General features: G+C 70.7%; 25 protein-coding genes. 17 read left to right on the top strand and 8 right to left on the bottom strand.

The features are described 5' to 3' along the window. Position 1 precedes the first annotated feature (1 nt). Positions 2 to 736, bottom strand: a complete 735-nt coding sequence (gene pepE / locus ACIPYT_RS03510; protein WP_401070693.1) for a dipeptidase PepE — start codon at positions 734 to 736, stop codon at positions 2 to 4. A gap of 17 nt (positions 737 to 753) precedes the next feature. After that, positions 754 to 1608 (bottom strand): IclR family transcriptional regulator, encoded by an 855-nt coding sequence (locus tag ACIPYT_RS03505; protein WP_401070691.1) that lies wholly within the window; start codon positions 1606 to 1608, stop codon positions 754 to 756. A gap of 164 nt (positions 1609 to 1772) precedes the next feature. On the opposite strand from ACIPYT_RS03505, the gene ACIPYT_RS03500 reads away from it, so the two are divergent. The 7 genes from ACIPYT_RS03500 to ACIPYT_RS03470 all read left to right on the top strand — a co-directional run bounded on the left by ACIPYT_RS03500 (position 1773) and on the right by ACIPYT_RS03470 (position 10001). Then, a complete protein-coding gene (locus tag ACIPYT_RS03500) occupies positions 1773 to 2786 on the top strand; it encodes an ABC transporter permease (protein WP_401070689.1) in 1014 nt (337 codons plus the stop codon). Continuing rightward, positions 2773 to 3666, top strand: coding sequence for an ABC transporter permease (locus tag ACIPYT_RS03495; protein ID WP_401070687.1), 894 nt, complete (start codon positions 2773 to 2775; stop codon positions 3664 to 3666). Before ACIPYT_RS03500 ends, ACIPYT_RS03495 begins: the two co-directional genes overlap by 14 nt. A gap of 23 nt (positions 3667 to 3689) precedes the next feature. After that, on the top strand, positions 3690 to 5255 hold the full coding sequence (locus ACIPYT_RS03490; protein WP_401070685.1) for an ABC transporter substrate-binding protein: 1566 nt from the start codon (positions 3690 to 3692) through the stop codon (positions 5253 to 5255). A 91-nt stretch (positions 5256 to 5346) separates the two neighbouring features. Next, positions 5347 to 6633, top strand: a complete 1287-nt coding sequence (locus ACIPYT_RS03485; protein WP_401070683.1) for a M20 family metallopeptidase — start codon at positions 5347 to 5349, stop codon at positions 6631 to 6633. 27 nt (positions 6634 to 6660) lie between these two features. Then, a complete protein-coding gene (locus tag ACIPYT_RS03480; RefSeq protein ID WP_401070681.1) occupies positions 6661 to 7614 on the top strand; it encodes a DUF1177 domain-containing protein in 954 nt (317 codons plus the stop codon). A gap of 39 nt (positions 7615 to 7653) precedes the next feature. Beyond that, entirely contained in the window at positions 7654 to 9333 is a 1680-nt protein-coding gene (locus ACIPYT_RS03475; RefSeq protein WP_401070679.1) for an ABC transporter ATP-binding protein, read from the top strand. Next, positions 9330 to 10001 carry an AroM family protein gene (locus ACIPYT_RS03470; protein WP_401070677.1) on the top strand — a complete coding sequence of 224 codons (672 nt, stop codon included), beginning with the start codon at positions 9330 to 9332 and terminating at the stop codon, positions 9999 to 10001. The genes ACIPYT_RS03475 and ACIPYT_RS03470 overlap by 4 nt, the downstream gene beginning before the upstream one ends. Before the next feature lie 16 nt (positions 10002 to 10017). Here ACIPYT_RS03470 and ACIPYT_RS03465 read toward each other — a convergent pair whose 3' ends face one another. Further along, positions 10018 to 10971: an NAD-dependent epimerase/dehydratase family protein gene (locus ACIPYT_RS03465; RefSeq protein ID WP_401070675.1), complete on the bottom strand. Its 954-nt coding sequence runs from the start codon at positions 10969 to 10971 to the stop codon at positions 10018 to 10020. Positions 10972 to 11072: 101 nt separating this feature from the next. Here ACIPYT_RS03465 and ACIPYT_RS03460 point away from each other — a divergent pair, with 101 nt between their 5' ends. Together ACIPYT_RS03460 and ACIPYT_RS03455 are read left to right on the top strand one after the other, a co-directional pair. Next, positions 11073 to 11894 (top strand): helix-turn-helix domain-containing protein, encoded by an 822-nt coding sequence (locus ACIPYT_RS03460; protein WP_401070673.1) that lies wholly within the window; start codon positions 11073 to 11075, stop codon positions 11892 to 11894. A 62-nt stretch (positions 11895 to 11956) separates the two neighbouring features. Then, the gene (locus tag ACIPYT_RS03455; RefSeq protein WP_401070671.1) at positions 11957 to 14416 is read left to right on the top strand and encodes a glycosyl hydrolase 2 galactose-binding domain-containing protein; all 2460 of its coding nucleotides are present in this window, start codon (positions 11957 to 11959) and stop codon (positions 14414 to 14416) included. Positions 14417 to 14453: 37 nt separating this feature from the next. On the opposite strand, the gene ACIPYT_RS03450 is transcribed toward ACIPYT_RS03455, so the two are convergent. Together ACIPYT_RS03450 and ACIPYT_RS03445 are read right to left on the bottom strand one after the other, a co-directional pair. Next, positions 14454 to 14795: a hypothetical protein gene (locus tag ACIPYT_RS03450; protein ID WP_401070669.1), complete on the bottom strand. Its 342-nt coding sequence runs from the start codon at positions 14793 to 14795 to the stop codon at positions 14454 to 14456. A gap of 69 nt (positions 14796 to 14864) precedes the next feature. Continuing rightward, positions 14865 to 15005 (bottom strand): hypothetical protein, encoded by a 141-nt coding sequence (locus ACIPYT_RS03445; protein WP_401074862.1) that lies wholly within the window; start codon positions 15003 to 15005, stop codon positions 14865 to 14867. Between ACIPYT_RS03445 and ACIPYT_RS03440 the strand changes: the two genes are divergently transcribed. Next, positions 14955 to 15344: a TetR family transcriptional regulator C-terminal domain-containing protein gene (locus ACIPYT_RS03440; protein ID WP_401070667.1), complete on the top strand. Its 390-nt coding sequence runs from the start codon at positions 14955 to 14957 to the stop codon at positions 15342 to 15344. The genes ACIPYT_RS03445 and ACIPYT_RS03440 overlap by 51 nt on opposite strands. A gap of 30 nt (positions 15345 to 15374) precedes the next feature. Here ACIPYT_RS03440 and ACIPYT_RS03435 read toward each other — a convergent pair whose 3' ends face one another. The 3 genes from ACIPYT_RS03435 to ACIPYT_RS03425 all read right to left on the bottom strand — a co-directional run bounded on the left by ACIPYT_RS03435 (position 15375) and on the right by ACIPYT_RS03425 (position 18947). Further along, positions 15375 to 16286 carry a DUF1295 domain-containing protein gene (locus ACIPYT_RS03435; RefSeq protein WP_401070665.1) on the bottom strand — a complete coding sequence of 304 codons (912 nt, stop codon included), beginning with the start codon at positions 16284 to 16286 and terminating at the stop codon, positions 15375 to 15377. A 17-nt stretch (positions 16287 to 16303) separates the two neighbouring features. Further along, a complete protein-coding gene (locus ACIPYT_RS03430; RefSeq protein ID WP_401070664.1) occupies positions 16304 to 18106 on the bottom strand; it encodes an AMP-dependent synthetase/ligase in 1803 nt (600 codons plus the stop codon). 142 nt (positions 18107 to 18248) lie between these two features. Further along, positions 18249 to 18947: a GntR family transcriptional regulator gene (locus tag ACIPYT_RS03425; protein ID WP_401070662.1), complete on the bottom strand. Its 699-nt coding sequence runs from the start codon at positions 18945 to 18947 to the stop codon at positions 18249 to 18251. A 183-nt stretch (positions 18948 to 19130) separates the two neighbouring features. Between ACIPYT_RS03425 and ACIPYT_RS03420 the strand changes: the two genes are divergently transcribed. Genes ACIPYT_RS03420 through ACIPYT_RS03390 form a run of 7 tightly spaced genes read left to right on the top strand, consistent with a single transcriptional unit; the run spans position 19131 to position 25658 of the window. Then, positions 19131 to 20477: an ABC transporter substrate-binding protein gene (locus ACIPYT_RS03420; protein ID WP_401070660.1), complete on the top strand. Its 1347-nt coding sequence runs from the start codon at positions 19131 to 19133 to the stop codon at positions 20475 to 20477. A gap of 32 nt (positions 20478 to 20509) precedes the next feature. Then, a complete protein-coding gene (locus tag ACIPYT_RS03415) occupies positions 20510 to 21478 on the top strand; it encodes a carbohydrate ABC transporter permease (protein ID WP_401070658.1) in 969 nt (322 codons plus the stop codon). Further along, the gene (locus tag ACIPYT_RS03410) at positions 21475 to 22308 is read left to right on the top strand and encodes a carbohydrate ABC transporter permease (protein WP_401070657.1); all 834 of its coding nucleotides are present in this window, start codon (positions 21475 to 21477) and stop codon (positions 22306 to 22308) included. The genes ACIPYT_RS03415 and ACIPYT_RS03410 overlap by 4 nt, the downstream gene beginning before the upstream one ends. Beyond that, positions 22305 to 23057 (top strand): glucosamine-6-phosphate deaminase, encoded by a 753-nt coding sequence (locus tag ACIPYT_RS03405; RefSeq protein WP_401070655.1) that lies wholly within the window; start codon positions 22305 to 22307, stop codon positions 23055 to 23057. Before ACIPYT_RS03410 ends, ACIPYT_RS03405 begins: the two co-directional genes overlap by 4 nt. Continuing rightward, a complete protein-coding gene (locus ACIPYT_RS03400) occupies positions 23054 to 23962 on the top strand; it encodes a BadF/BadG/BcrA/BcrD ATPase family protein (protein ID WP_401070653.1) in 909 nt (302 codons plus the stop codon). Before ACIPYT_RS03405 ends, ACIPYT_RS03400 begins: the two co-directional genes overlap by 4 nt. Continuing rightward, positions 23959 to 24651, top strand: a complete 693-nt coding sequence (locus tag ACIPYT_RS03395; protein WP_401070652.1) for an N-acetylmannosamine-6-phosphate 2-epimerase — start codon at positions 23959 to 23961, stop codon at positions 24649 to 24651. Before ACIPYT_RS03400 ends, ACIPYT_RS03395 begins: the two co-directional genes overlap by 4 nt. Beyond that, positions 24648 to 25658, top strand: coding sequence for a Gfo/Idh/MocA family protein (locus tag ACIPYT_RS03390; RefSeq protein WP_401070650.1), 1011 nt, complete (start codon positions 24648 to 24650; stop codon positions 25656 to 25658). Before ACIPYT_RS03395 ends, ACIPYT_RS03390 begins: the two co-directional genes overlap by 4 nt. Positions 25659 to 25713: the final 55 nt, after the last annotated feature.

The raw sequence follows: 25713 nt of genomic DNA, 5'->3' as shown, positions 1-25713 counted from the left end.
GTCAGCCGACGTCGAATCGGGGAGCGCCCTGCATCAGCGGGCTCACGTCGCCGGAGACCTCGCGGGGGCTCGCGCCGCGCGCGAACACGATCGCCGGACCGGGGGCCGACGGCGAGACCGCGGTGCCGCCGACCTCGGCGCGGTCGCCTGCGATCCGCAGCCAGGTGCCCTCGCGGAGGCCGAGCACGGCGACGTCGTTCTCCTCGAGGAACTCGGTCAGGCGCTGTTCGCGCGTCTCGCCGTTGTGGGTGCTGGCCGGATCGGCGTCGAGGTAGTGCGGGTTGATCTGGAAGGGCACGAGGCCGAGCGCCGCGAACGACGCGGGCTCGACGATCGGCATGTCGTTGGTCGTGCGGATGCTGAGGCCGGCGATGTTCGTGCCGGCGCTGGCGCCCATGTACGGCATCCCCTCGTGGACCCGGGCGCGCAGCGCGTCGAGCGCGCCGAGGCGCTGCAGGGTCGACAGCAGGCGGAACGTGTTGCCGCCGCCGACGAAGACGGCCTCAGCCTCGGCGATGGCCGCGAGCGGATCGACGTGCTCGTGGAGTCCCCGCACGGTGATGCCGTGCGGGGCCAGGGCCGTGCGCACGGTCGCGGTGTACGCGTCGTGGTCGGCGAGCGCGTAGGGCACGAACGTCAGGGCACGGCCGTCGAGGTGCGCGAGCACGGCGTCGATCGCGTGCGCGAGGTAGCGCTCGCCGTGGTTGGTCGAGTTCGACAGGAGCAGGAGCTGCACGGGGTCCTTTCGGGACGTCAGGCGTCGAGCGGCGAGCGGGCGGGTGCGCCGAGCGGGCGGGAGCGGCCGCGCCGCCAGTCGCGGTGGGCGCGGGCCTGGTTGCTCGACAGCAGGGAGGCGAACTGTTCGGCGGCCGACTGCAGCGCAGGCAGGTGGGACTGCAGGTCGTCGTCGTAGTCGTAGATCTTGGGCTCGACGAGGGTCAGCGAGCCGATCGGCTTGGCGCCGATGCGCACCGGCACCGCGATCGCCCTGGTCGTGGCGTCGTACTCGCCCTCGGAGTACGCCCAGCCGGCCTGGTAGGTCTCGCGCAGCATGACCTCGAGCGCATCCTCGTCGACCTCGGTGATCTCGGTGTACCGGGCGAAGGGGCGCCCCGCGAGCATGTTCCGCCGCACGAGCGGGTCGAGGAACGCGAAGTAGGCGCGAGACGTGGCGCCGGCATGAGCGGGGTACAGGTCGCCCACGAGCGGATGCGAGCGGACGGGGCCGCTGAGGCCGTCGACCGCGGCGATGCATCGCACGTAGAAGCCGTCCGGGACGGTGAAGGTCGCGGTGCGGCCGGTCTCGGCCGCGAGCTCGGTGAGCACCTGCTCGGCGAGGCGGGCGAGACCGCCGCCGCGCTCCCACAGCGCCGCCATGTGCCAGAGCGCTGGGCCCAGGCTGTAGCGCCGTGTGTACGGATCGGCGGTGAGGAAGCCGCGGCTCGCGAGGGCAGCGAGCAGCCGCTGGCTCGTGGAGATGTTGAGCTCGAACACTTCGGCGAGCTCTGTCACGCCCCACTCGGTGCGCGTGTCGCTGTACGACAGGAGGATCTGCAGCGCACGGTCGACGGTCTGCAGAGGGGACCCGCTGGTGGATGGTGTCGTCAACGCTCTCTCCCGGGGAAGTGTGCCGCAACCCTAGCAGTCGGTGTCGAAATCTGATCGTAACTTGCACATAGTGAAATGTCCTTGCACTCTTCGCCACCCGACGCAGAGACTCGACGACATCCGGCCCCCGAACCGGATCCCCCGAACCCCCTCCCGAGGAGACCATGCGCTACGTCCTCCGTCGCATCCTGGCGATGATCCCCGCGCTGCTCGGTGTGCTGGTGATCGTCTTCCTGATCACCCGCGTGCTGCCGGGCGACCCCGCCCGCACGCTCGCGGGTGAGCAGGCGGACGCCAGCACGGTCGAGCGCATCCGCGAGCAGATGGGACTCGACCAGCCGCTACCCGCGCAGTTCGTCGACTACGTCACCGGCCTGCTCCGCGGCGACCTCGGCTTCGCCTGGCACACCGGCCACCCCGTCGCCGAAGACCTGCTGACCCGGCTGCCCGCCACGATCGAGCTCGCGCTCTTCGCGCTCGGCATCGCGATCGTGATCGGCGTGCCGCTCGGCATCGCCAGCGCCGTGCGCCGTGGCAAGGTCATCGACCAGATCACCCGGGTCATCACCCTGGCCGGCGCCTCGATGCCGCTGTTCTGGCTCGGCCTGCTCGTGATCTTCGTGTTCTACTTCCAGCTCGGGATCGCGCCGGCCCCGACCGGACGCATCGGCGACGGCATTCACCCGCCGACCACCGTCACCGGGATGTACGTGCTCGACAGCATCCTCTCCGGCGATGTGGTGGCGCTCGGCTCGTCGCTCGCGCACATCATCTGGCCGGCCATGGTGCTCGCCACCGGCGGCCTCGCGATGATCTCGCGGATGACGCGGTCGGCGACGCTCGAGGTGCTCGGCCAGGACTACGTGCGCACCGCGACGTCGAAGGGCCTCTCGCCCCTCGTTGTGGTCGGCAAGCACGCGTTCCGCAACGCCTCGCCCGCGGTCGTCACGGTGATCGGCCTCGAGTTCGGGCAGCTGCTCGGCGGCGCCGTGCTCACCGAGACCATCTTCAGCTGGCCGGGCGTCGGCTCCTACGTCACGCAGTCGATCCTCGCCACCGACTACGCGCCCGTGCAGGCGTTCACGGTGCTCGCCGCCGCGATCTACCTCGTGATCAACCTGCTCGTCGACCTTGCCAACGCCGCGATCGATCCGAGGGTCCGCTATGCAACGAAGTGACCAGATCCAGACCCGTACCCGCGTGCGCCTCGGCGGCGACGGCACCGGCATCCTCCGCCTGCTGCTGCGCAACCGCCTCGGCATGGTCGGCCTCGGCATCATCCTCTTCTGGACGATCGGCGGGCTGCTCATCGGCATCCTCAGCCCCTACGGCGCCGCGCAGACCGGCGCGGGATCGCTGCTCGAGGCCCCGAGCCTCGCCCACCTCTTCGGCACCGACAACTTCGGCCGCGACGTGCTCACACGCGTGTTCGAAGGCGCCCGCATCTCGCTGTGGACCGGGCTCATCGCCGTGGCCCTCTCCGTCGTCATCGGCGTACCGCTCGGCGGCATCGCCGGCTACGTCGGCGGCGTCACCGGAGGCTTCATCATGCGCGTCATGGACGTCATGCTCGCCTTCCCCTCACTCGTCCTCGCGTTCGCCATCGCCGCCTCCCTCGGGCCCGGCGTCGGCGGCGCGATGATCGCGGTCGGCATCGTCGGGATCCCCGAGTTCGCCCGCATCACGTACGGCCAGACGCTCGCTCTCACCCAGCGCGAGTTCGTCGAAGCAGGCCGCGCCCTCGGGCTGCGGAACGACACCATCCTGCTGCGTCACATCGTGCCCAACGCGCTCGCACCGATCGTCGTGCGCATGGCACTCGGAATGGGATACGCCATCCTCACCGCCGCGTCGCTGAGCTTCATCGGCCTCGGCGCGCAGCCGCCCACACCCGAATGGGGCGTGATGATCAGCGACGGACGTGGCTACATCATCAGCGGCGAATGGTGGCTCACCCTGTTCCCCGGTCTCGCGATCGCCACCTCGATCCTCGGCTTCAACCTCTTCGGCGATGCGCTCCGAGACGTGCTCGACCCACGTCTGCGCACGACCCAATGACCCCCCACCCCAAGGAGCACGACATGCGGAAGCTCGCACTCCCCGCCCTCGCCGTGACGGCGATCCTCCTCGCCGGCTGCAGCGCCAACGCCAACAGCCAGTCCGGAGACGCCGACACCTCGGCATCCCTGACCGTCGCCTTCTCGGAAGGCGGCACGACCCTCAACCCGGCCGAGGCCAACGACGTCACGAGCGACACGTTCGTCGTGGCTGCCTACGACCAGCTCGTCACGTACGCGACCGAGGAGGTCGACGGCAAGCCCACCGCCAAGACCGACGAGATCGTCCCGATGCTCGCCAGCGAATGGGACGTGAACGACGACGCCACCGAGTACACGTTCACGCTGCGCGACGACGTGACATTCCAGAGCGGCAACCCGCTGACCTCGGCCGACGTGGTCGGCAGCCTCGACCTCATCAAGGCCTCGGCGAGCGCCAGCTTCCTGTACGGCATGGCCGGCATCGACACCTACGAGGCGATCGACGAGCACACGGTGAAGATCACCCTCACCGGTCCGAACCACCTGTTCCTGCAGATCCTGCCGATGTACTCCTTCTCGATCGTCGACACGACGCTCGTCGCGGAGAACGGCGGCGCCGAGTGGCTCGCCACGAACACCGCCGGCTCCGGCCCGTACGTCATCGAGTCGTGGGATCCCTCGACCCAGGCCGTGCTCTCGCGCAACGACGACTACTGGGGCGAGGAGCCCGCGGTCGCCGACGTGACCGTGCGCTTCATCACCGAGGCCTCCAACCGCGTGCAGCTGCTCAGCCGCGGCGAGATCGACGTCGCGACCGAGCTGCCCGCCAAGGACGTGGCCTCCCTCGAAGACACCGACGGCGTCGTGATCGACTCGCGTGCCAGCAACAAGGTGCTGTTCTTCGCGATGAACAACGCGGTCGCGCCGTTCGACAACCAGAAGGTGCGCGAGGCGATCAGCTACGCGATCCCCTACGAGCAGCTCATCGACGACGTCATGCAGGGACAGGCGAGCCCGATGACCTCGGCCGTGCCGAGCTCGATGCCCGGATTCGACGACAGCACCTACGGCTACGAGCACGACCTCGACAAGGCCCAGGAGCTGCTGGCCGAGGCCGGCTACCCCGACGGGTTCACGTTCGACTTCACGCTCGGCGGCGGCTTCCAGGACTGGTCCGACGACGCCGTGCTGATCCAGGCCGAGCTCGCCAAGATCGGCGTCACCATGAACATCAAGAACATGGCCCGCGCGCAGTTCCTCGAGGCGCTCGACACCAAGCAGGTGCAGGCGTACATCTCCCGCTGGACGTCGTTCGTCAACGACCCGCAGTACCACCTGGGTCTCCTGATGACGACCGACACCTCCAGCAACTACATGAACTACTCGAACCCCCAGGTGGACGAGCTGTGGCAGAAGGCGGCGGCCGAGACCGACGCGGATGTCCGGGGCGAGTACTACAAGGAGATCCAGGAGCTCATCACGGCGGATGCGCCGTGGGCGTACCTGTACGAGTACAACATCGTGGTCGGCCTGCACGAGGGCACCGAGGGCTACACCTCGTACCCCGACGGCATCATCCGGTTCGCTCAGCTGAGCGTCCAGGGCTGACCCCCTCCTCCCGGCCGGGGCACCCGAGCCCCGGCCGGGGCACCATCCGTCTCGGCATCCGAGAACCACGACACGAGAGAAGAAGGACACGATGGACACGGCAGCGTGGGAGCAGCGCCTCCTCGAGGAGATCGACCGGCGATCGGACGAGCTGCTCGAGCTCGCGGGGGCGATGATCCGCATCCCCAGCGAGAACCCCGCGGGCGACTGCACCGAGATCGCCGACTTCACGGCGGCCTGGCTGCGTGAGCGAGGACTCGACGCCCAGGTGATCGGCGACGCCTCCACAGGTCGCCTCAACGTGCTCTCGCGCAGCGGCGACACCGCCGACGGCGACCGTCACCTCGTGCTCACCGGACACTACGACGTCGTGCCGGTCGGCGACACCTCCCGCTGGAGCTTCCCGCCGTTCGCGGGCGACGTCGTCGACGGCTACCTGCGCGGACGCGGCGCGAGCGACATGAAGGCCGGCCTCGCCGGTGCGCTCTTCGTCTACGGACTCATGGCCGAGCTCGGCGTGCCCGCGGCGGGCTCGCTGACGTTCCTGGGCGTGTGCGACGAGGAGACCGGCGACCGCGGCGGTGCCGACTGGGTGCTCGAACAGGGCTACCTCGACGGCGTGACGGCCGGCGTGATCGCCGAGCCCGCCGAGCGCTCGCACCCCACGATCGGTCAGAAGGGCAGCAACTGGTTCCGGATGACGATCGACGGCAAGCCGGGCCACGGCAGCCTGCAGCCCCTGCACGGCGTGAGCGCGAACCTGCTCGCCGCGAAGGCGATCGTCGCGCTGCAGAAGCTGTGGGACATGGTGCCGGATGCTCCGGAGGACGTGCGCGAACTGATCGCCGAATCCAAGGCCTACGCCGAGGAGCGCGAGGGCTACGGCCCCGGCATCGGCGACGTGTTCGAGCACGTCACGATCAACATCGGGAAGATCTCCGGCGGCACCTCGACCAACGTCGTCGCCGACCGCGCGATCGTCGAGGTCGACACCCGGGTGCCGATCGGCCTGAGCCGCGAGGCGGTCAACGACCGCATCCTCGAGATCCTCGCCGAGGAGGGCATCGAGGCGACCCTCGAACCGCTCGGCTTCCGCAGCGAACCGAACTGGACGCTGCCCACCGACCCCATCGTCGAGACCCTGATCGGCGCCCTGCGCGACATCAGCGACCCCGAGGCGAAGGGCGTGCTGCAGTGGGCGTCGTCCGACGCGCGCACGTTCCGCAGCCACGGCATCCCGGTGCTGCAGTACGGCCCCGCCGAGCTCGCCACCATCCACGGCTTCGACGAGAAGGCGCCGGCGGCCGACGTCGTGCTCGCCGCCAAGGTGTACGCCGCCACCGCCCTCCGCTATCTCGGCCTGCACTCCGCTGCCTGACTCCCCACCTCACCGGAAAGAACCCCCATGCTCAACCACGTCCTCCCCGTCGTCGACCTGCTCGACTCCCCGTCGGCCTCCGGTGCCTCGCTCGCCGAGCACCTGCGCACCTTCGCCCCGGCCGATGCCACGATCGAGGTGGAGACCGTCTCCGCCGAGCGCGGCGCGACCGACTTCGTGCGCGTCGTGATCCCCGGCACCGCGGGCCGCAGCACGGGCGGCGACGCCCCCACGCTCGGCATCATCGGCCGCCTCGGCGGCGTCGGCGCGCGCCCCGAGCTCATCGGTCTCGTCAGCGACGCCGACGGTGCGGCCGCCGCGCTCGCCGCCGCCGCCAAGCTGCTGCAGATGGCCTCGCGCGGCGACCGCGTCGCGGGCGACGTCGTCGTGTGCACGCACGTCGACCCCGACGCCCCGACCGAGCCGCACGACCCCGTGCCGTTCATGTCGTCGGCCGTCGACATCGCGACCATGAACGCCAACGAGGTCACGGCCGACATGGATGCGATCGTCTCGATCGACACGACCAAGGGCAACCGCATCCTCAACCACCGCGGCGTCGCGATCTCGCCGACCGTCAAGGAGGGGTACATCCTGCGCCCCGCCCCCGACCTCGTCGCGGTGCTCGAGACCGTGTCGGGTGAGCCCGCGAAGATCCTTCCCCTCGCGCAGCAGGACATCACGCCCTACGGCAACGACCTGCACCACGTGAACTCGATCCTGCAGCCCGCGGTCGCCACCTCCGCCCCGGTCGTCGGCGTCGCACTGACCACCGTCACCGCCGTCGCCGGCTGCGCCACGGGTGCGAGCCACGAGGTCGACATCGCGCTCGCCGCGCGTTTCGCGGTCGAGGTCGCGAAGGGCTTCGGCACCGGCCAGGTCGCGTTCCACGACGAGCCGGAGTTCGCGCACATGATCGCCCTGTACGGCGACAACCAGCGCTTCCAGACGCTCGGCGCCCCCGCCGTCGCCGCGGTCTGACCCGTACCACGCCGCCCGACCCGTCCCGAGGAGAACCCCATGACCGAGCTGCTGCGCATCGAAGGTCTCCGCGTCGAGATCCCCACGTCGCGAGGGCTCGTCGTGCCCGTCGACGACGTCTCCCTGGAGATCCGCCCGGGCGAGATGCTCGGCCTCGTGGGCGAGTCGGGCAGCGGCAAGAGCATGACCGCGATGTCGATCCTGCGGATGCTCCCCACCCCGTCGGCCAGGATCTCCGGACGCATCCTGCTGGAGGGGGAGGATCTCGCCGCGGCGAGCGAGCGCCGCCTCCGGCAGGTGCGCGGGGGACGGGTCGGCACGATCTTCCAGGAGCCGCTCACCGCGCTCAACCCGGTGTTCACGATCGGCGACCAGCTCACCGAGCCGCTGCGGCGTCACAAGGGGATGAGCCGCAAGGCCGCCTGGCGCCGCGGCGTCGAGCTGCTCGACATGGTCGGCATTCGTCGCGCCGACCGGATCATGACCGACTATCCGTTCCAGCTCTCGGGCGGCATGCGTCAGCGCGTCATGATCGCGATGGCGATGGCGTGCGAGCCCTCGCTGCTCATCGCCGACGAGCCCACCACGGCGCTCGACGTGACGACGCAGGCGCAGATCCTCGATCTCATGGTCGGTCTGCAGGAGGAGCACGGCACGGCGATCCTCCTCATCACTCACGACCTCGGCGTCGTGGCGCAGAGCTGCCAGCGGGTCGCGGTCATGCACCAGGGATCGCTGGTCGAGACGGCCGAGGTCACCGAGCTGTTCGAGAACCCGCAGGCCGACTACACCAAGCGCCTGCTGAGCTTCCGCCCGCCCGCGATCACCGAGCCCGTGCGCGAGCGCGTCGAGACGGCTCCCGCCGCGCAGCCGCTGCTCGAGGTAACCGACTTGGTGAAGCACTACACGCGCGGACGCGGACGCAAGGCCGAGACGATCGCGGCGATCGACGGCGTGAGCTTCTCGGTCGACGCGGGGCGCACGCTCGCGATCGTCGGCGAGTCCGGCTCGGGCAAGTCCACGACGGGGCGCGCCGTGCTGCGGCTGATCGACCCGACCTCGGGATCGGTGCGGTTCGACGGGCGCGACGTGCTCGGCATGAACCCCGAGGAGCTGCGGCGCTGGCGCAGCGACGCGCAGATCATCTTCCAGGACACGTACGCCTCGCTCGACCCGCGCTGGAAGGTCGGCGACTCGCTCGACGAACCGCTGCGCCGGCACACGTCGCTCTCCGCTTCCGAACGTCGTGACCGCGTGGTCGAGTCGCTCGAGCTCGTGGGTCTGCAGGCCGATCACGCCGGCCGCTTCCCGCACGAGTTCTCGGGTGGGCAGCGTCAGCGCATCGGCATCGCGCGCGCACTCCTGCTGCGTCCGAAGCTGGTCGTCGCCGACGAGCCCGTGTCGGCGCTCGACGTGTCGGTGCAGGCACAGGTGCTCGAGCTCATGCGCGAGCTGCAGGACACGCTCGGTCTCACCTACCTCTTCATCACGCACGACCTATCGGTGGTCGCCGAGATCGCCGACGACGTGCAGGTCATGCACCTCGGGCGCATCGTCGAGCGCGGCGCCGTCGCCGACGTGCTGCGCGACCCTCAGCATCCGTACACCCGGGCGCTGCTCGCGGCCGTGCCGCCGTCGGACCCCCGGTCGGCGTGGACGCGCGAGCACCGGCGCGAGGTCATCGCCGAGGGTCTCGCGGCGGCGGAGGCGTCGGCATGACCGGCCTGCTCGCGCTCGTGACGATCGGCCAGTCGCCGCGCGTCGACGTGCTGCCCGATCTGCTTCCGGTCCTCGAAGGGCGCCGCTACGCCGAGTACGGCGCCCTCGACGACGCCACGGCCGACGACCTCGCCGCGATCGCCCCGGTCGGCGACGAGGTGCCGCTCGTGTCGCGGATGCGCGACGGTTCGCGGGTGTCGATGGTGCACGCCCGGGTGCTGCCGTTCATCGCCGCCGCCGTGGAGCGCGCCGCCGCCGACGGCGCCGAGGCCGCGCTGCTCATGTGCACCGGTCACTTCGAGCCCTTCGAGACCTCGATCCCGGTGTACGCCGCCGAGCCGCTTGCGCAGCAGGCCATCGTCGAGAGCGTCACCGGCTTTGGCGTCATGAACCCCGTGCCCGAGCAGGTCGAGGAGTCGCGCGGTCGCTGGGAGGCCCGCGTCGGCGGGCGTGTGCCCGTCTCCGCCGCCGATCCGTACACGGCCACCGACCGTGAGATCGCCGCCGCCGCGCGCGAACTCGCCGACAGGGGCGCGACCTCGATCGTGCTCGACTGCTTCGGGTACTCGTCGGCGATGGCCGCGGTGGTGCTCTCGGCCACCGGCCTGCCCGTGCACCTCACGCGCACGATCGCGGTGCGTGCGGCGCTCGCGACGATGGACGCGTAATCGCGCATCCCCGCCGTCAGAGCAGGCTGCGGGCCGTGTCGAGCACGGTCTCGGCGGTGGGCCGCGGCATCCATCCGAGGATCTCGCGTGCGGAGGACCCGTCGATCCGCTTGACCGTGCCGTGTCCGCCAGCTGCGTCGGCGAGGTCCGGTCGGTCGAGCTCACGGCCCAGCAGCGCGGCGACCTCGGCGAGGTGCATGCCGCCGGAGCCCGCCAGCAACAGCCGCCGTCCTGCGGCGCCCGGCGCACTCAGGGCGAGGACGTGCGCCTCCGCGACGTCGCGCACGTCGACGATCGGCAGCCACAGATCCGGCAGGGGGTTCATGCGGCCGGCCAACAGATGCGCGACCATGGCGTTGCCGCCGGAGAGGCGATCGGAGACCACAGGGCCGAGCACGGCGACGGGGTTCAGAGCCACGAGCTCCATCTCGGGATGCGCGGCGGCGAACTCCCACGCATCGCGTTCGGCGAGCGTCTTCGCCTTCGTGTAGGCGTCGACCCCCGGCCCGTCGAGCTTCGACCAGTCGTCGTCCGTGAAGGTGTGCTCGGTGTCGGTCCAGCCCCAGCTCACCGCATGGAAGGCCGAGGTGAGCACGACACGGCGCACACCGGCGTCCGCGGCGGCCCGGAGCACGCGCAGCGTGCCCTCGCGGGCCGGACGGATCACGGCATCCTCGTCGTCGACCGCGCCGATGACGACGGGGGAGGCCACGTGCAGCACCTCCTCGACACCCGACAGGGCCTGCGACCAGCCGTCGTCGGCAGTGAGATCGGCGACGACGACCTCGAGTCGGCCTCCGGGGTCGGCGGTGCCGATGCGGGCGAGCTGCGCGCGGATGACGGCATCCGCATCGAGCGAGCGGGCAGTGGTGCGCACGCGGCGACCGTGCGCGAGGAGAGCGGAGATCACGTGTCCGGCGATGAAGCCGGAGCCGCCGGTGACGAGGACGGGAGCGGAGGAATCGTTCATGTCCCCAGTGTCCGCCCGCTGATCGACGCCGCCCAGAGCCCCCTCGATCCTGGGGGTGACAGGACCAGGATCGACGGGGATGCGCGGGATAGCCTGACGGGATGACGGATGACGCGAACGAGCTCGGGGCGTTCCTCCGCGCGCGCCGCGAGCTGGTCACGCCCGATGCGGTCGGCATCCCCGTGCTCGGGGTGCGGCGGGTCGCGGGGCTGCGCCGGGAGGAGGTCGCGATGCTCGCCGGCATCAGCGCCGACTACTACCTGCGGCTGGAGCAGGGCCGCGACCGCAACCCTTCGACGCAGGTACTGGAGTCGATCGCCCGGGTGCTGCAGCTGGATGCCGACACGACGGCCTATCTGCTCGATCTCGCCGCGCCGCGGGCCCGGCGCGCTCCGCGTCGGCGGCGGGTCGAGCCGGTGCCGGCCCACGCCGCGCGCTTCGTCGAGCGGGTGCCGTTTCCGGCGTTCGTCGAGAACCGGTACCTCGACGTGGTGGCGGCGAACGACCTCGCCCACATGGTCTCGCCGCGCCTGACGGTGGGCGGCAACCGCCTGCGCGACTTCTTCCTCGACCCGGCCGAACGCGATCTGTTCCCGTTCTGGGGCGAGGCCGCGGCCGCCGCGATCGTCGCGGGGTTCCGTCAGTCGGTCGGCACCGACACCGACGACCCGCGATACGTCGAGCTCGTCGGCGAGCTGTCGCTCGTGAGCCCGGAGTTCCGTCGGCTGTGGGCGCGGCACGAGATCCGTCCGCCGCAGGGCGCGGAGATGACGCTCCGGCATCCCCAGGTCGGGGAGCTGCGCGTCGACCGGGAGAAGCTCGCGATCAGCGGCACCGACGGCATGGTCCTCGTCATCTACCACGTGCAGCCGGGCAGCGCGGATGCCGAGAGACTGGCCCTGCTCGCCAGCATGACAGCGTAGTCAGATCGCCTGCGCATCTGACAGCATGGGAGGGATCCCCCACCACGCAGGAAGCAGGACCGATGACGATCTCCCTCCCTCTCGCCACCGGCTGGACCCTCAGTGCGGTCGACGCCGCACCTGGCACGCCCGCGGCCGCGCTGCCGGCCGAGATCCCCGCGACCGTGCCCGGAACCGTGCACACCGACCTGCTCGCCGCCGGGCTCATCGACGACCCCTACCTCGACCTCAACGAGCTGAAGGACGAGTGGATCGGCCGCACGACGTGGGTGTACCGCACCACGATCGAGTGGCAGGGCAGCGCCGAGGAGCGCACCGACCTCGTGTTCGACGGCCTCGACACGGTCGCTGTCGTCACACTGAACGGCGTCGAGATCGGTCGCACCTTCAATCAGCACCGCACGTACCGCTTCGACGTCACGGCGCTGCTGCAGCCGGGTGCGAACGAGCTCGAGGTGCGCTTCGACTCGGCGTGGGACTACGCCGAGGGCGTCATCGCCGAGCTCGGCGACCTCCCCAACGCGTATCCCACGCCGTTCGGTTTCATCCGCAAGATGGCCGCGAACTTCGGCTGGGACTGGGGTCCCCAGCTCGTCACGGCCGGGATCTGGAAGGAGGCGCGCCTCGAGTCCTGGTCGGGTGCCCGCCTCGCCGAGGTGCGCACCGCCGTCACCCTCGACGGAACGACAGGGGTGGCCCGCGTCACGGTGCTGCTCGAGACGGTCGGCGCGGATGTCGCCGACCGCGTGCTCGCGGTCGAGGTCGCGGGACAGCGGGTCGAGGTGCCCGCGACGGGCGCCGGTCTCATCGAGGCCGAGGTCCGCGTGCCGGACGTCGCCGTCTGGTGGCCGCACGGCATGGGGGAGCAGCCCCTGCACGATCTGACCGTCGAGGTGCGCGACGGCGCCGACGTCCGCGACGCATGGACCCGCCGGATCGGATTCCGCACGGTCGAGCTCGACACGAGGGAGGATGCCGAGGGCTCGGCGTTCACGTTCGTGATCAACGGCGTCCCGCTGTTCATCCGCGGCGCGAACTGGATCCCCGACGACTGCTTCCCCTCGCGCATCACGCCCGAGCGCTACCGCGACCGCATCGAGCAGTCGATCGGCGCGAACCTCAACCTGCTGCGCGTGTGGGGCGGCGGCATCTACGAGCGCGACGAGTTCTACGACATCTGCGACGAGCTCGGGGTGCTCACGTGGCAGGACTTCCTGTTCGCATGCGCCGCCTACCCCGAGGAGGAGCCGATCCGCTCCGAGGTGATCGCGGAGGCGCGCGACAACGTGCTGCGCCTGTCGAGCCACGCGAGCCTCGTGCTGTGGAACGGCTGCAACGAGAACATCTGGGGCTGGTTCGACTGGAACTGGCAGAGCGAGCTCGGCGACCGCACCTGGGGCCTGGGCTACTACACCGAGGTGCTGCCCGAGGTCGTCGCCGAGCTCGACCCCACGACCCCGTACTGGGCCGGCAGCCCGTTCTCGGGGTCGATGGAGGTCCACGCGAACGAGCCGTCTCGCGGCAACATGCACATCTGGGACGTCTGGAACCGCGTCGACTACACCGTGTACGGCGACTACCGGCCGCGCTTCGTGTCGGAGTTCGGCTTCCAGGGGCCGCCCACGTGGTCGACCCTGACCCGGGCGATCCACGACGTCCCCCTCACGCCGGACTCTCCCGGGATGCTGCTGCACCAGAAGGCGGAGGACGGCAACGGCAAGCTGCTGCGGGGCATGGCGCCGCACCTGCCGGAGGCGCGGTCGATGGAGGACTGGCACTACCTCACGCAGCTCAACCAGTCGCGGGCGATCGTGTTCGGCACCGAGTGGTACCGGTCGCAGCGGGGGCACTGCATGGGCACGATCGTGTGGCAGATCAACGACTGCTGGCCCGTGACCTCGTGGGCCGCGGTCGACGGCGACGGGCGGCGCAAGCCGCTGTGGCACGGTCTGCGCCGCGCGAACGCCGAGCGCATCGCGACCGTGCAGCCGACGGATGACGGCGGCCTCGCCCTCGTGCTCGTGAACGACTCGCGCGAGTCCTGGCAGGCCGCCGGTGCGCTGCGGCGTCTCGGGTTCGGAGGCGACGAGCGCGCCGTGCAGAGCCTGTCGGTCGAGGTGCCGGCGCTCGACCGCGTGTCGGTGGCGCTCACGGCCGACGTCGCCCAGCCCGGCGACGCGCGGGCGGAGTTCGTGAGCGTCGAGGTCTCGGGTGCACGTCCGAGCTCGCACGTGTTCGCGGAGGACAAGGATCTCGCGCTCGCCGCGACCGACCTCGGTGTCGTGATCGGCCCCTGGGTCGACGGCCGTCAGACGGTCGAGCTGACCGCCGACGTGTTCGTGCGGGGTGTGTGCCTGTTCCCCGACCGCATCGACCCCGCCGCGTGGGTCGACGACAGCGACGTCGACGTCATCCCCGGGCGCACGACCGTGCTGACCGTGGAGTCGGCTGCGCCGCTCGACCCCTCGGCCCTCGGCACGCACCCGGTGCTGCGGAGCGTGAACGACGTGATCGCCGGCTGACCGGAGCGGATGCCGGGGCGTTCGGGGCGACCCGGCCTCAGGCCGACAGGTCGAGATCGGCGGTCGGGCCTGCCGTGCGGTTGTAGGCGGTTGCTCGGCGCAGCGCGATCGCGCAGATCAGGTCGGAGGCGCCCCCGCGCTCTCCGGCGACGTCACGCGCGCGCTGCCAGACCTCCACATAGGTGTCCTGCAGCAGCTCCTCGGCGTGGACGCGGTCGGAGACCACGCCGAGGATGAGCCCGAAGACGCGGGCCGAGGTGAGGTCGTACAGGCGTGCCATGGCCGGGGAGCTCCCTGCGGCGACATCCCGCATCTCGTCGTCCGACGCGTCCCGCGCAGCATCCTCTCCGAGCGACGAGGGGGTGGCGGGAGCATCCATGACCCGACCATCTCACGCCGAGCGCCGAAGCGCCGGGTGGTTGTGTCCGGCCCCGGGGAGTGCTAGCGGTCAGCTCAGCGCGAGGCGTCGCTCGCGTCGCGTGGCGGGGGGCGCCGGTACGTCGTCCTGCACCATCGTGACCGTGATGCCCTGGCGGAAGTGGCCGACGAGAGCGAGCAGCGCGCCGGCGAGGGCCCACGTGCCGAGCACGAGCCACGGGAACAGGGTGTCGGCGTCGGGGAAGTACGACAGGTCGCGCAGGTGTGGGGACAGGCGATGACCGAGCCGGGGATGCGGGAGATCCTGTGGGAGGTGTTCGCCGACCTGCGCGACGTCTACGCGACCCACTTCGCCGCCTGGGCGGAGGAACGCGAAGGCCTCGACCCCGAGGCCGCCCGGGACTGGGCGCAGACGCTGCTTCCCGTGGCGATCGGGCTGGGGCAAGGGTTCCTCGTGCAGAGCGCTCTGCTCGCCGACTTCGATCACGCCGCCTATCTCGAGGCGATCACGCGGTTCCTCCCGCACGACGAGCCGCGCCTCGACGGCTGAGCCCGTCTGCGCCGCCGGGCGCTGCGCGCGTCAGCCCGCGCGGTGGACCGTGAGCCGCGGGATCAGCACGGGCGTGCTGTCGCGGTAGGCGATGTAGTCGGCGCGGTCGCCCCACTTCTTCTCGGCGCGCGCCTCGAGCAGCGGGATGCCGCTGACCCGCGTGAGCAGCAGGATCACGAACAGCGGGGAGATGACCGCGACCCACTGCCATCCGCTGAGCGCGGGCGCCGCGGTGAGGAACACCCCGACCCAGATCACGATCTCGCCGAAGTAGTTGGGATGGCGCGAGCGCGACCACAGGCCGGTGCGGATGAACTCGTCACGGTTCGCGGGGTCCGCCCGGAAGCGCGACTTCTGCACGTCCGCGACGACCTCGACGATCATGCCGACGGCCCAGACGACCACGCCCACGACGCTCAGCCAGCCGAACGTCGCCCGGGCTCCGGCATCCGCGCCGATCGCGATCCACGCGGCCGCAGCCGTCAGCGAGACCCATGCCCCCTGGATCACCCAGGTCTGCAGGAAGCGCAGCGGCGACGTCTTGATCTCGTCGAAGCGGCCGTCGGAGCCCGCCTTGTGCACGCGCACGGCCAGGAAGGATCCGAGCCGGACCGCCCACAGGATGACCATTGCCGCGAGAACCCAGCTGCGCGCGTCGGGAAGAGGCGCGAGCAGCAGCAGACCCACCGAGATCACGATGAACGTCACGCTGCCGGTGAGGTCGAAGAACCGCTCCGTGCGCGCGATCGCCGACGGGATGTACACGACGACCTGGATCGCGAAGGCCGCGGCGACCGCGATCGCGAACATCGGGATACCGCCGATCTTCTCGCCCCCCTGACTGCCGGCGAGTGCCACGAGGGCGCCGATGACGAGGGCGATCGCGATCGCGATGAGCGAGGTGCGCGACGACCGGGGCTTCGTGGGAGCGGGGGAGGTCATGGTGCTGTTCTCGATTCTCAGACGTAGAGGGCTTCGACGGTGGCGACGGCACGGTCGAGGACCACGCTGCGCTTGAGCTTCATGGTCGGCGTGACCAGTTCGCGGTCGTCGAGGTCGGCGAGGACGACGGTGAACCGACGCACCTGCTCGCTGCGGGCGACGAGCGCGTTCGCCGCGTCGACCGCCCGCTGCAGGCGCTCTCGCAGCGCGGGGTCGTCGACGACGCGGATGTCGCCTCCGGTCGGTGCGGCCGCCGCGGCCTGCTCCGGATCGAGCACGAGGAGCGCCGACAGGTACGGCTTGCCCTCGCCCACCATCACGGCGTGCGACACGAGCGGATCGGACTCGACCGTGCTCTCCCACCGGGTCGGGACGACCGTCTTGCCGTTCGACGTCACGATGACGTCCTTCACACGTCCCTCGAGCACGAGGTTGCCGCGGTCGTCGAGCCGGCCGAGGTCGCCGGTGCGGAAGAACCCGTCGACGAAGGCTTCGCCGTCGTGTTCCGGATCGCGGTAGCCGCGGAAGACCCCGACGCCGCGGGCGAGCACCTCGCCGTCGTCGGCGATGCGCACCGTGAGACCCGGCAGCGGCGGGCCTACGGTGCCGGAGGTGATGCGACCGGGCAGGTTGCCGGTGAGCGGGGCCGTGGTCTCGGTGAGCCCGTAGCCCTCGATCACCGGGACGCCGATGCCCCGGAAGAACAGCGAGACGTCGGCATCGAGTGCCGCGCCGCCGGAGAGGATGTACTCGACGCGCCCGCCCATCACGGTGCGCAGACGACGGAAGAACACGGCGTCGAAGAGGCGGCGGCGCAGGGTGAGCGCGAGTTCTGCCCCGACGCGCTCGCCGCGATCGATGGCCTCGGCACGGCGACCCCACGAGATCGCGGTCGACACGGCCTTCGCCCACACCGCCGACAAACCCTTGTCGGCGGCCTTGTCGCCGGCCGCGGCCTGGATCTTCTGCAGCACCCGGGGCACGACCACGAGGAACGTCGGACGCAGGGTGTCGAGCGTCGCGACGACCGTCGACGGGTCGGACAGGTGGGCGATGCGCATGCCGCTCGCGAGGCAGATGAGCTGCAGTCCGCGGGCGAGCACATGGGCGAGCGGCAGGAAGATGACCGTGTTGCCGTTCTCGCGCACGATCTCGTGGTACGCCGCGGCGATGTTGAGCACCTGCCCGAGGAAGTTCCGGTGCGTGAGCACGACGCCCTTGGGGGCGCCGGTCGTGCCGGAGGTGTAGACGATCGTGGCGGCGTCGTCCTGCGTCGCCGTCGTCCTGCGCGCCTGGAGCTCGTCATCCGAGACGTCGGCGCCGCTCGCGACCAGGTCGGCGAGCGAACCGGATTCCGCGGCATCCATCGTCCAGGCGCCGAGGGCGTCGCCGGGGGCCCGGTCGAACGCCGCACGCAGCAGATCGGCGTGCGCGGCCGTGCCGCCGATCGCGAGGCGCACGCCGGCATCCGCGACGATCGCGTCGACCTGCGACGGCGACGAGGAGTCGTAGATCGGCACGACGACCGCGCCGGCGTACCAGGAGGCGAGGTCGGCGACCGCCCACTCGTAGCGCGTCGGCGCCATGATCGCGATCGGATCGCCGGGCTGCACGCCGCGGGCGATGAAGCCCTTCGCGAGCGCGCTCACCGCATCGGCGAACTGACGGGTCGTGACCGGGCGCCAGGTTCCGGGCTGCGCCGCGTCGTCGACCTCGAATGCCACGTGATCGGGAGCGGCGGCCACACGCGCGACCAGCAGATCGGTGATGTTGCGGTAGCCGTCGAGTGCGGCCAGCGGCGGCGTGGATGTCTCGATCATCGCGGCTCCTGTCGGTCGTGAGAGCGGTGTCGTCCGAAGGCGCGCTGAACGACCCTCGATGACTGTTCGGAACCGATCGGAATCCGGATGGAACCAGTATTCCGGATGGGGCGGGCGAGACCGCGCGGTGCGCCGGACGCGATCAGCCGTCTTCGGGCTCGATGAGCAGCTCGTACAGGTCGCCGCGGTAGATCGCGCGGGTGATCTCGGCGACGCGACCGTCGGCGAGACTGCCGCGCGCGGTGACGAGCAGACAGGGCTGTGCCGTCGTGATCCCGAGCAGTTCGGCCTCGCGCGCGGTGGGCAGGGTCGCCGAGACCCGGGACGACGCCCTGGTCAGCTGCACGTCGTACCGGCGGCGCAGGATCTCGTACAGCGATCCGGTCAGATCGCTGCCGAGCAGGTTGGGGAAGATCTGTGCGGGCAGCAGTGAGCGGTCGATGCTCAGCGGGGTGTCGTCGCCGAACCGCAGTCGTTCGACCGTGTAGACCTGCGCCGCCTCCTCGAGGCCGAAGTCCGCGGCGATCTCGGGCGACGCCGGGGCCACGCCGGCGGCCAGCACCTCTGCGCGCGCGGTGCGCCCCGCGGCGCGCATCGAGTCGGTGAACGAGGCGAGGGTCATGCGCTTGGTGAGCGAGGGCTCGGCGACGAAGGTGCCCTTGCCGCGGATGCCGACGATGCGCTTCGCGTTCGTGAGGGCTTCGAGGGCCCGGCGCACGGTCATGGAGGACACCTCGAAGCGCGCCGCGAGCTGCTGCTCCGTGGGCAGCTGATCGCCCGCGCGCATGCTCGCGATCTCCGCTGAGAGCTCTTTCATGACGAGCTCGTACTTCGCGACCACGGTCCTCCCTCTCGCGTGAGTCGTCAGGTTCATAACTATCACGCATCCGCCCTCCGGGCCGTCCGGCGGGGTGTTGCACTCGCCGGAAACACGGTGTAACTTCCTTGTAACCCTAGGGTGCTCTACTTACCCTATGGTAATCAAGAACCATCCCGAATGCACCACTTTCCAATGGAGGACTCCATGAGCGCTGTCTCAGCCACCCGCTCGCGTGCACCACGGCTCGCCGTCCGTCTCGGCGTAGGCATCGTCGGTCTCGCGACCGCGGCCGCAAGCATGACCGCCTGCGCTCCGTCCGGCTCCGCCGGCGGCGGCGACGGCGAGGGCGTGACCATCAACGTCCTCGCCGAGGACATCTCGTACACGAGCAACTGGAAGGAGATGCTGCCCGAGTTCGAGGAGCAGACCGGCATCAAGGTCAACATCGAGACCGTGCCGTACAGCGACCAGGCCGCCAAGATCCTGCTGAACTTCAGCCAGAAGTCCAGTGACTACGACGTCGTCTTCACCGACAACACCTACGGCACCGGCTACTTCGAGTCGGGGTACATCGACGACCTCTCCGACTACGAGGCCGACGCGGAGGACGTCGTCGCGTTCGACGACTTCTACCAGCCGTACCTCGCGCCCATGCAGACCGACGACGCGACGTTCGGCCTCCCGGTCTACGGCGAGAGCACCTGGCTCATGTACCGCACCGACCTCTTCGAGCAGTACGGCATCGACGGTCCGCCCACCACGATGGACGAGCTCGAGGCCGCGGCGAAGACCATCAGCGAGGGCTCGGGCGGCGACGTCGCCGGGATCACCCTGCGCGGAGCGCCCGGCATCCAGAGCGTCTACCCGTGGGCCGGATTCCTGCGTGCGTTCGGCGGCGACTTCTACGACGGCGACACGCTCGCCGTCGACTCGCCCGAGGCCGTCGAGGCCACGCAGTTCTGGGCCGATCTGCTGACGAACTACGGCCCCTCCGGCGTCGGGAACTTCGACTGGGAGCAGAACCGCATCGCCTTCACGCAGGGCACCGCCGCGATGACCATCGACGCGACCGCCAACGGACCCTTCAACGAGGATGCCGAGGCGAGCGTCATCGCGGGCAAGGTCGGCTACGCCCCCATCCCGTACGCGATCTCCGACGCTCCGACCAGCGGCAACACCGACAACTCGTTGAACGTGCACGCCCTGTACCTCAGCTCGTTCTCGCAGAAGAAGGACGCCGCCTACCAGTTCATGGCCTGGGCGACGAGCCAGGAGGTGCAGGCCCACGCGGTCGCGACGACCGAGGCGGTCGGCGTCACGCTCGACTCCGTGCTGGAGAGCCCGGAGTACGGCGAGAAGTACGGTGCGTTCAAGGATGCGCTGCTCGCGCAGCTCGCCACCGGCAACGTCGACTACCTGCCCGCCGGCACCGACGCGAACGCCATCATCACCGAGGTCGGACAGGCGCTCTCGCGCACCCTGGCCGGTGAGGCCGACGCGAAGGATGCTCTCAAGGCCGCGCAGGACGCACTCGAGGCGCAGCTCGGCTGAGCGCTCGAGCGCCGGAACGGAGGAACACCACCATGACAGACCTGCTGACGCCACCGCGCCCCGATGCGGAGCGCGCCGTCACGGACCCTCCGTTCCGGCGCACCGCCCGCCGGAAGCCGCTCCGGCCGAGCCTGGCCAAGGCCAGCCTCGCCCTCCCCGCCGTGATCATCATCGTGCCCCTGCTGGTGATCATCGTCATGCAGGGCGCGAACCTCGTCACACACGCCGAGAACCTGCTGCGCCCCGGCAGCGAGGACATCTTCGTCGGATGGGACAACGTCACCCGTGCTCTCGCCGACCCCACGCTGCTCGGATCCATCCGGGTCACGCTCATCTACGTCGTCGCAGGAGTCGCGATCGAGCTCGTGCTCGGCGTCTCGATCGCATTGGCATTGCAGGGCCGCATTCCGGGCAAGGGCGTGCTCCGTGCGCTCATCCTCATCCCGATGGTGCTGACCCCGGTCGTCGCCGGTCTGATGTGGCGACTGCTCATGGACCCCACCTCGGGATTCATCAACTGGTTCCTCGACACCGTCGGCATCGGCGGGCACGCGTTCCTCGCCGACCCCGCGACCGCGCTCGGTGCCGTCATCCTCGTCGAGGTGTGGCAGAACACCCCGTTCGTGGTCATCATCGTGCTCGCGGGGCTCGAATCGCTCGATCCCTCCCCGTTCGAGGCTGCGCAGCTCGACGGCGCCGGCGGCTTCCGGCTGCTCTGGAACGTCACGCTCCCGATGCTCGCCCCCGTGCTGTCGATCGTCGTGCTCCTGCGCGTGATCGACGCCGTGAAGACGTTCGCGATCGTGAACACCATGACCAAGGGCGGCCCCGGCACGTCCACCCTGGCGATCAGCAACTACGTCTACCGCCTCGGCTTCGAGACCTTTGACATCGGCTACGCCACCACCGTCGGCGCGCTCGTGTCGCTCGTCGTGCTCGTCGTCCTGTTCCCCACCGCCACGCGCCTCATGGGGCTGCGCATCTGGAAGGCCCGTCGATGAGAACCCGTCGCAGCATCATGCACACCCTCCGCGTCGCCGCGGTCTACGTCTTCGTCCTGTGGTGCATCCTCCCCGTCGTCTGGCTGGTGAGCACCTCGCTCAAGAGCGACGTCGACGCCTTCAGCCGAGAGCCGGTCTGGTTCTTCGTGCCCCAGTTCGGCAGCTACGTCAGCGCCTGGGTCGACGGCGGCATGGGGCAGGCGATGATCGTCAGCAGCCTCGTCGCGGTCATCAGCAGCGTCGTCGGCATCGTGGTCGGCCTGCCGCTCGCCTACCTCACGACCCAGGTATGGCCGCCGGAGTCGGCATGGTCGGCGCGGGTCACGCTCGCGATCCTGCTGCTCACGACGGTGCCGCCGGTGCTCACGCTCACACCCTTCTATCGCGCGTTCTTCGGCATCGGGCTCACGGGCAATCCGGTCGGCCTGACCATCGTGCACACGTTCTACGCGATCCTGCTCGCGGTGCTGATCTTCCGCTCGTTCCTCGTGGGCTTCCCGCGCGAGATCCGCGAGGCCGCGATGCTCGACGGCCTCGGCGAGTGGCGCACTCTGTTCCAGTGCGTGCTCCCGAACGTGTGGGGCGCCGCGTTCGCCACGTTCGTGCTCGCGCTCATCCAGTCGTGGAACGAGTTCCTGTACGCGCTCGTGCTCACCAGCGGCGACAGCCAGACCGTGCCCGTGACGATCGCCGGCTTCCTCAGCTTCTTCGGCACGAACTGGGCGCGGCTCACCGCCGCGGGCGTGATCGGTGCGCTGCCGATCGTGATCTTCGCGATCATCGTCCGCAAGCACATGGCGCGTGGACTCTCGTTCGGAGGAGTGAAGTGAGCACGGCGACCGCGACCCGGCGCACGGCGGTCGAGACGCATCCGAGTCCGGAGGCCGCCGCGGTCGCGGCAGCCGACGCGATCGAGTCGGACCTGCGGGCGGGGCGCCTGCGCACCCTCGGCGTCGCCACCGGGTCGTCGCCGAGCCCGCTCTACCGGGAACTCGCCCGGCGCGGACTCGACTTCTCGGGGGTGAGCTTGTTCGCGCTCGACGAGTACCTCGGCCTGCCGCACGGGCATCCGCAGAGCTACCGCGAGGTGGTCGCGCGCGAGGTCGCAGGACCCCTCGGCATCCCGCTCGGCGCGGTGCATCTGCCCGACGGAGGCGACCCCGCAGCGTACGACCGGCTCATCGCCGCGCACGGCGGCATCGACCGGCAGATCCTCGGAATGGGCCGCAACGGGCACATCGGCTTCAACGAGCCGGGCTCGCCCGTCGATTCCCGCACCCGCATCGTCGACCTGGCGGCGTCGACGCGTGAGGCGAACGCTCGATTCTTCGAGACGCCCGACGACGTGCCGGTGCAGAGCGTGACGCAGGGCATCGGCACGATCCTCGACGCGCGGCGGATCGTCGTGCTCGTTTCGGGCCGCGAGAAGGCCGCCGCGGTGGCGGCCGCCGTGAACGGACCGCGCACCGCGAGCATGCCCGCCAGCGTGCTGAGGGATCACGCAGACGTGACCTGGTATCTCGACGACGACGCCGCAGCGCTGCTGTCGACGCGCGACGTCCCGGAGGTGGCGTCATGACCGGCACGCTGGCGGTGGACATCGGCCAGACCGGGTTCCGTCTGCGGATCGACGGCGGCGAGGTCGTCGAGCGACCGCTCGGGGTGACCGCGCTGACCAGCGAAGAGAACGTGACCGCTCTCGCACGGAGGATCGTCGAGGCCGCCGGCTCCGAGGCGCGACCCGAGCGCGTCGGCATCGGGCTCTCGGGGTTCGTCGACGGCTCGGACGCCCCGCATCGTCTCGCCGGGCACGTGCAGCGGATGCTCGGGGCACGCGTCGTCGTGGTCGCGGCCGACGCTGTGACCGCGTTCCTCGGAACCGTCGGTGCGCGACCCGGCACCGTGGCGATCTGCGGCACCGGCGTCGCAGCTCTGGGCGTCGGCGTCGACACCGCGCCCCGGCGCGTCGACGCCCGCGGCTACCTGCTCGGCGACCTCGGCGGCGGGTTCTGGATCGGACAGCGCGGGCTCCAGGCCGCCCTCGACGCGATCGAGGGTCGTGGAGAGCCGACGATGCTGTCCGACCTCAGCGCGCGGCTCGGATCGCCGTCCGACATCTACCTGCAGGCGATGGGATCGACGCCACCGCCCGCGTTCGTCGCGACGTTCGCCCCTGATGTGATCCGCGCCGCCGGAGCCGGAGACGCGATCGCCGCCGGCATCCTGCGCGACGCCGCCCGCGAGCTCGCGCGCACGATCCGGGCCGCGCGCCTGGCCGACGGCCCGGTCGGGCTCACCGGCGGGCTGGTGCGGGCCGAGGGCTTCGTCGCCGAGGTGCGTACCGCGCTCGCGCGCGGGGGACTCGGCGACGGCGGGATCGTCGTCGACGCCGACGCGTCGTTGCAGGGCGCGCGCATCATCGCCGACGACGTCGACATCCGATCGGCGTTCGCCGGTCTCATCGCAGTGAAGGAGCAAGAATGACCGACCTCGAGACGCTACGGGGACGCCTCATCGTGTCGTGCCAGGCACCCGACGGATCGCCGCTGCGCGACCCGGGCATCATCGCCGCCATCGCCGAGGCGGCCGTGATCGCCGGTGCCGCCGCCGTGCGCATCAACAGCGCCGAGCACGTCGCCGCGGTGCGGGCGCGCGTCGACGTGCCGATCATCGGACTCGAGAAGGTCGTGACCGACGGGCGCCAGTGGATCACGCCCCGGGTCGACCTCGCGAAGGCGCTGATCGACGCGGGAGCCGACATCGTCGCCTTCGACGCGACCCGGCGCGCGCGCCCGGGGACGCCCGAGGTCGACGAGCTCCTCCCCGCGATCCGCGCGCTGGGCGTGCCGGTCATGGCCGACATCGACGACGCCGACGCCGGACGGCACGCGGGCGCTCTGGGTGCCGAGCTCGTCGGCACGACCCTCTCCGGGTACACCAGCACCCCGCAGAACCGCGACGGCGACCCGGACATCGACCTGGTCGGGGCCCTCGCGGCGCTGCCCACCCCCGTGATCGCCGAGGGGCGCATCAAGTCGCCCGCCGAGCTGCGCCAGGCCTTCGAGGCCGGAGCGTTCGCGGTGGTCGTGGGAACATCCATCACGGAGCCGATGGCGCTCACCACGCGCTACCTCGCCGCCGTACCGACGCTCACGAAGGGAGCATCCGCATGACCACCACGATCGCCGTCGTCGGCGCCGGCCGCATGGGCCAGGTGCACTGCCGCATCGTCGCCGAGAACCCGAGGGCCGCACTCGCGGCCGTCGTCGACCCGTTCGAGGAGAGCGGGCGCCGTGTCGCCGAGCAGTACGGAGCGCCGTGGTTCCCGACTCTCGCCGCCGCGCGGGAGAACGTCGACCTCGACGGCGTGATCATCGCCGTTCCCGACCGGCTGCATGTCGGAGTGACGGTCGAGGCCTTGGATGCCGGGCTCCACGTGCTCGTCGAGAAGCCGCTCGCCGACACTCTCGACGGAGCGCGCACGATCGCCGACGCCGCCGCCTCGGCATCCGGATCGAAGGTGCTCGTCGGGCACGTGCTGCGTCACGATCCGCGCTTCCGCTCGGCGGCCAAGATCGTCGCGGCCGGATCCGTCGGCGAGCCCGTGCACTTCCGCGCCTCGCGCATCGTGCCCCGCAGCGTCGGGTTCGCGAACAACGGCGCCTCGCCGATCTACATGTACCAGGGCATCCACGACATCGACCTCGTGCAGTGGATCACCGGCAGCCCGATCGTGCGCGTGTCGGCGACGACCGCCGCGAAGGTGCTCCCCGCAGCGGGCAAGGAGGGGGTGGATGTCGCCCTCATCCTCGCCGAGCTCGAGAACGGCGCCGTCGGCACGATCGAGATCTCGTGGGTGCTGCCCGAAGCGACGCCGAGCGGACTCGCCTCGCAGTTCGATCTGTACGGCACCGAAGGCACCGTGAAGGTCGACGTCACCGCGGAGGGCATCGCGCTCGACACCCGCGACGACTACAGGCTGCCGAACACCATGCTCGATCCCGAGCTCGACGGCGTGCTCGAGGGGGTCGTGCCGCAGCAGTTCGACCACTTCCTGCAGATGATCGAGTTCGGGCTGCCGAGCCGCATCGGCATCGAGGAGGCCGTGTCGGCGGCCCGCGTGCTCGACGCGATCGACGAGTCGCTGCGCACGCGCACCTGGGCCGCCGTGACCCGCTGACACCGCGACGGGCGGGCCTCGCGAAAGCGGCGAGGCCCGCCCCTGTCCGCGTTAC

The organism is Microbacterium sp. NPDC089695, assembly GCF_044749085.1.
In the GTDB taxonomy this organism is placed as follows: Bacteria; Actinomycetota; Actinomycetes; order Actinomycetales; family Microbacteriaceae; genus Microbacterium.
Note: the sequence above shows the minus strand (reverse complement) of the source record. Positions and strands in the feature narration are given on the sequence as shown.

What these genes read in the sequence shown, in the direction of transcription:
- ACIPYT_RS03390 (WP_401070650.1), top strand. Translation starts at nt 24,648, where the DNA reads ATGACCACCACGATCGCCGTCGTCGGCGCCGGCCGCATGGGCCAGGTG.
- ACIPYT_RS03460 (WP_401070673.1), top strand. Translation starts at nt 11,073, where the DNA reads ATGACGGATGACGCGAACGAGCTCGGGGCGTTCCTCCGCGCGCGCCGC.
- ACIPYT_RS03485 (WP_401070683.1), top strand. Translation starts at nt 5,347, where the DNA reads ATGGACACGGCAGCGTGGGAGCAGCGCCTCCTCGAGGAGATCGACCGG.
- ACIPYT_RS03410 (WP_401070657.1), top strand. Translation starts at nt 21,475, where the DNA reads ATGAGAACCCGTCGCAGCATCATGCACACCCTCCGCGTCGCCGCGGTC.
- ACIPYT_RS03415 (WP_401070658.1), top strand. Translation starts at nt 20,510, where the DNA reads ATGACAGACCTGCTGACGCCACCGCGCCCCGATGCGGAGCGCGCCGTC.
- ACIPYT_RS03490 (WP_401070685.1), top strand. Translation starts at nt 3,690, where the DNA reads ATGCGGAAGCTCGCACTCCCCGCCCTCGCCGTGACGGCGATCCTCCTC.
- ACIPYT_RS03455 (WP_401070671.1), top strand. Translation starts at nt 11,957, where the DNA reads ATGACGATCTCCCTCCCTCTCGCCACCGGCTGGACCCTCAGTGCGGTC.
- ACIPYT_RS03470 (WP_401070677.1), top strand. Translation starts at nt 9,330, where the DNA reads ATGACCGGCCTGCTCGCGCTCGTGACGATCGGCCAGTCGCCGCGCGTC.
- ACIPYT_RS03450 (WP_401070669.1), bottom strand. Translation starts at nt 14,795, where the DNA reads ATGGATGCTCCCGCCACCCCCTCGTCGCTCGGAGAGGATGCTGCGCGG.
- ACIPYT_RS03475 (WP_401070679.1), top strand. Translation starts at nt 7,654, where the DNA reads ATGACCGAGCTGCTGCGCATCGAAGGTCTCCGCGTCGAGATCCCCACG.
- ACIPYT_RS03400 (WP_401070653.1), top strand. Translation starts at nt 23,054, where the DNA reads ATGACCGGCACGCTGGCGGTGGACATCGGCCAGACCGGGTTCCGTCTG.
- ACIPYT_RS03465 (WP_401070675.1), bottom strand. Translation starts at nt 10,971, where the DNA reads ATGAACGATTCCTCCGCTCCCGTCCTCGTCACCGGCGGCTCCGGCTTC.
- ACIPYT_RS03420 (WP_401070660.1), top strand. Translation starts at nt 19,131, where the DNA reads ATGAGCGCTGTCTCAGCCACCCGCTCGCGTGCACCACGGCTCGCCGTC.
- ACIPYT_RS03480 (WP_401070681.1), top strand. Translation starts at nt 6,661, where the DNA reads ATGCTCAACCACGTCCTCCCCGTCGTCGACCTGCTCGACTCCCCGTCG.
- ACIPYT_RS03500 (WP_401070689.1), top strand. Translation starts at nt 1,773, where the DNA reads ATGCGCTACGTCCTCCGTCGCATCCTGGCGATGATCCCCGCGCTGCTC.
- ACIPYT_RS03430 (WP_401070664.1), bottom strand. Translation starts at nt 18,106, where the DNA reads ATGATCGAGACATCCACGCCGCCGCTGGCCGCACTCGACGGCTACCGC.
- ACIPYT_RS03395 (WP_401070652.1), top strand. Translation starts at nt 23,959, where the DNA reads ATGACCGACCTCGAGACGCTACGGGGACGCCTCATCGTGTCGTGCCAG.
- ACIPYT_RS03495 (WP_401070687.1), top strand. Translation starts at nt 2,773, where the DNA reads ATGCAACGAAGTGACCAGATCCAGACCCGTACCCGCGTGCGCCTCGGC.
- ACIPYT_RS03435 (WP_401070665.1), bottom strand. Translation starts at nt 16,286, where the DNA reads ATGACCTCCCCCGCTCCCACGAAGCCCCGGTCGTCGCGCACCTCGCTC.